At 62.5% G+C, this 3,651-nt stretch carries 5 protein-coding genes; all 5 read left to right on the top strand.

The window, feature by feature from the left end; genetic code table 11:
* On the top strand, positions 1-540 hold a 540-nt coding region (locus tag C998_RS15090), incomplete at its 5' end, for a hypothetical protein (protein ID WP_026279638.1).
* A gap of 28 nt (positions 541-568) precedes the next feature.
* Positions 569-868 (top strand): pyocin activator PrtN family protein, encoded by a 300-nt coding sequence (locus C998_RS0113595; protein WP_018871425.1) that lies wholly within the window; start codon positions 569-571, stop codon positions 866-868.
* 49 nt (positions 869-917) lie between these two features.
* Positions 918-1,148 carry a DUF4224 domain-containing protein gene (locus tag C998_RS0113590; RefSeq protein ID WP_018871424.1) on the top strand — a complete coding sequence of 77 codons (231 nt, stop codon included), beginning with the start codon at positions 918-920 and terminating at the stop codon, positions 1,146-1,148.
* Between the two features lie 83 nt (positions 1,149-1,231).
* Positions 1,232-2,140: a tyrosine-type recombinase/integrase gene (locus tag C998_RS0113585; protein WP_018871423.1), complete on the top strand. Its 909-nt coding sequence runs from the start codon at positions 1,232-1,234 to the stop codon at positions 2,138-2,140.
* 97 nt (positions 2,141-2,237) lie between these two features.
* A partial coding sequence (locus tag C998_RS14235) for a type IIL restriction-modification enzyme MmeI (protein WP_018871422.1) occupies positions 2,238-3,651 on the top strand: 1,414 nt, incomplete at its 3' end.

Raw genomic sequence — 3,651 nt, 5'->3', positions numbered from 1 at the left:
GACACCGTGAAGGTGATCGCGCACCTGTATTCCGGTGTGACGGAGGAAATGGACGATCAGGAGGCCGTGAAAGCCGGTCGTCACGTCCGCATGGAGGGTGTGTATCTCGGCCGCCCCGGCATCCTCGATACGGAGCCGGACACCAGTGCCGAGCTGGAAGCGAGCAACGCGATTGCCATGCCGGAAACCTTCACCCGCGCTTCCAACCATTTCGAGCTGGCCGGTTTTGTCGCGGGCGAACCCTTCCAGATGGACAAGCGGGTGATCTTCCTGCTTCAGCAGGCGAACAGCCGCGAATCCCTGATCCCGATCGAAATGTCCGGCAAGCAGGGCATCCGTTTCCGCAAGGCGATCCGGGTCGGGAACCCGATCTTTGTCGAGGGCCTGATGGAGCCGGTTCAGCGGGGCGGTGAAGTGCAGACCGTGGCCCGCGCCACCAACCTCCGCCGCGTTGAACCGGCCCGTGACTTCACCTTCGACAGCGTTCCGGAATGGGTGCTCGATATTCGGCGCCGCTATCTGAGCCGGTCGGCGGGCTGAGCCCGCTGACCGCAGGAGAACCCTGACAGTGGATACGAAGGACGAACGCAACGATGCAGGCGTGACCACCGTGGAACTCCTCATGCGGGAGTACGGTGCCGCTGACATTGAGCTGGAGCGCGTGACCGACAAGTACCTGGCGATCAGCCGCAAGGAGGCGTTCCGGCGAGCCAACCGTGGTGATCTGCCGTTCCCGGCCTATCGGGCCGGGTCGGCCAAGTCGCCCTGGATGGTGCGGGTGACCGATCTCGCCGCGCACCTCGATTCCGCCCGTCTGGAGTTCGTCTCCAGGCACTCCTCTGAAGAACCGGAGAGGAGGGCGGGCTGACGCAGGCAGCCCTCCCTCCTGCCCTGTATCGGTCGGGAATGGATCAGCGATGTTTCTATCTCGTGAGCAAGTCGTGGAGCTGACCGGGTATCGCCGCCCCAGCGCTCAGATCAAGCAGCTCCGTTCTCAGGGAGTGCATTATTTCGTGGCGGCGGACGGTTACCCTCGCGTGCCCGTGACCCAGGTGGAGCACCCCGGCGCCCCGAAGCGGGGGGCAAGCTCGGCGGGCGCACAGAAGCCGAAACCGAAGAACGAGCCTGATTTCTCAGCCTTGATGTAATCTCTTGCCTTATGGGACGCAGAAGAAAGAACAACCGGCATCTTCCTCAGCGGGTCTACATTCGCCGGGATACCTACTACTTCGTGGACAAGGACGGGAAGTGGCACCGCCTTGGACGGGAGTTTCACGAGGCGATGGTGGAGTACAGCCTCCTCAACAGCACGCAGGCCCCCGTGACCAACATGGGGCACATCATGGACCGTTACCTTCGGGAAGTCCTGCCGCAGAAGGCCGCCGTTACCCAGCAACAACAACGCCGGGAGCTGGGCCTTCTGCGACAGGTCTTCGGGGAAATGGAGCCGGACAGCATCCAGCCGAAGCACATCTACGCCTACCTTGACCGGCGCGCGCGGGTGCGGGGGAACCGGGAGAAGTCCCTGCTTTCCCACGTCTTCAATTACGCGATTCGCTGGGGGGTAGCCTCCAGCAACCCTTGCCGCCTGGTGACCCGTAACAAGGAGAAGCCACGGCAACGCTACATCACGGACGAAGAGTTCCTTGCCGTGCGCTCGATCATGCCGCCGGTCGGCCAGTACACGATGGACCTGGCCTACGCTACCGGGCTTCGCCAGGGGGACATTCTCGGTCTCAAGTGGAGCGACTGGTCGGATGAAAAGGGCCTCACGGTCCTGACCAACAAGACCAAGAAGGCTATGATCTACGAGCCGACCCCCGCATTGCGGCGGATCATGGCGAACTTCCGCGCGCTGCCCAGCAAGGTCTCTCCCATGTGGATCGTCCATACCCGCGACGGCTCGCCGTTCTCCGGGGATGGATTCCGGACCATGTGGCAGCGGTACATGCGCAAGGCGCTGGACGAAGGGCTGCTGTCCGAGCGCTTCACCTTCCACGACATCCGTGCCAAGGCGGCTTCCGATGGCGACGATGATCGTCTTCTCGGCCATCAGAACCCCGGCACGCTCCACCGCCACTACAAGCGCGCCCCTGTGCGTGTGCGCCCCATCGAGCAGCAGGGTGGGGAAGGTAAGTAGGGCCTTCCCCACCGCCGGGCGACCCTGATCCCCCTCAGCGTCGTGTGCGTGCCCGGTGATAGAGTTGGCGCCGTCTCCTCATGGACGGAAGAAGCCAATGCCTCTGAGCTGGAACGAGATTCGCACTCGCGCGATTGCCTTCGCCAAAGAATGGGAGGAAGAGTCCTCCGAAAGCGCCGAAGCCAAGACCTTCTGGGATGAGTTCTTCAGGGTCTTCGGCGTGCCGCGACGCCGGATCGCGACGTTCGAGCAGCGCGTCGAGCGGGCAGGGAAGAACGCGGGGTACATCGACCTTTTCTGGCCGGGGACACTGATCGCGGAACACAAGTCGCGAGGCAAGGATCTCGCTCGGGCCTACGATCAGGCCATCGACTACTTCCCCGGCATCCGTGACGCCGACCTGCCCCGCTACGTCATCGTGTCCGACTTCGCCCGCATGAGGGTCCACGACCTCGATACCGGGGAAGAGACGGAGTTCGCGGTGTCCGAGCTGCCCGATCACGTTGAGAGATTCGGGTTCATCGCCGGGTATCAGGTTCGGACCTTCCAGGAACAGGACCCGGTGAACATCAAGGCGGCCGAAAAGCTCGCCCGCCTCCATGACGAACTTATGGAGATCGGGTACGCCGGGCACGAGCTGGAGGTCTACCTGGTCCGCATCCTGTTTTGCCTGTTTGCGGAAGACACGGGGATCTTCACCCCCAAGGGGGCCTTCCAGGACTTCATCCGGGAGCGCACGCACGAAGACGGTTCGGATCTCGGGTCGCGCCTCTCGGAGCTGTTCGATGTCCTCAACACCCCCGAGCCTGACCGCCTCAAGAGTCGCGACGAGCAGCTTGCCGCGTTCCCTTATGTGAACGGCCGCCTGTTTGCGGAACGGCTCCGCACCGCCGCGTTCGATTCTCGGATGCGTGAGCACCTGCTGGATTGCAGCACTCTCGATTGGGGGCAGGTTAGCCCGGCAATCTTCGGCTCGCTCTTCCAGAGCATCATGGACTCCGTGGCGCGACGGAACCTGGGGGCTCACTACACCTCCGAGCAGAACATCCGTAAGGTCATCGGGCCACTCTTCCTCGATGATCTGAAAGCGGAACTCCAGGCGGCCGGGAAGAACAAGGCCAAGCTCAAAGCCCTCCACGAAAAGCTCGGATCGCTCCAGTTCTTCGACCCGGCTTGTGGGTGCGGCAACTTTCTGGTGATTACCTATCGGGAGATCCGCCTGCTGGAGCTGGAGGTCATCCGGAGACTCTATGCCAAGGAGATCCGGTCACTCCACCTGTTCGACGTGATCGAGCAGTACATCAAAGTGGACGTGGACCAGTTCCACGGCATCGAGATAGAAGAGTGGCCTGCCCAGATCGCGCAGGTCGCTCTCTGGCTCATGGATCACCAGATGAACATCCTCGTGGGCAAGGAGGAGTTACTGTCGAAAGTGGTGTACGGGGGGATTGAGGAAGGCGGCGTATCCGGCTGGAATGGAAGTGCGAGCAACCAGCCAGCCAAAGGAGATA

The organism is Thioalkalivibrio sp. ALgr3 (assembly GCF_000377325.1).
GTDB lineage: Bacteria > Pseudomonadota > Gammaproteobacteria > Ectothiorhodospirales > Ectothiorhodospiraceae > Thioalkalivibrio.
The sequence above is the reverse complement of the archived record's forward strand: the minus strand, read 5'-3'. Positions and strand labels throughout refer to the sequence as shown.